Annotated in this window: 1 protein-coding gene; it reads right to left on the bottom strand. The window is 61.9% G+C overall.

The window, feature by feature from the left end; all coding sequences use genetic code 11:
* On the bottom strand, positions 1-270 hold a 270-nt coding region (locus AACR77_RS08660), incomplete at both ends, for a VCBS domain-containing protein (protein WP_042880846.1).

A 270-nucleotide genomic window follows, 5' to 3' on the forward strand; every position in this document is an offset into this window, starting at 1 on the left:
CCCCCTGGTTCGCCTCCGTCATCTCGGTGCCGGTCACGGCGCTGATGACCGGATTCGCCCCGTCGCCGATGGCAACGCTCAGGGTGGAGGAGACTTTATCTCCGTCACTGTCGGTGAGGGTAAAGCCCGCCTTGAGCAGACTGTCTGCACTCCCCTGATCCAGCGGCTGGTTCAGGGTGAAGACGTAGTGACCGTTCTGATCCAGCGTCAACGTGAAGACGTTCTGGCCGTTGACGGCGCCGCTGATGCTGTTGCCGCTGATGGTGATGA

Source organism: Aeromonas sp. ZOR0002, assembly GCF_963866995.1.
Lineage (GTDB): Bacteria > Pseudomonadota > Gammaproteobacteria > Enterobacterales > Aeromonadaceae > Aeromonas > Aeromonas caviae.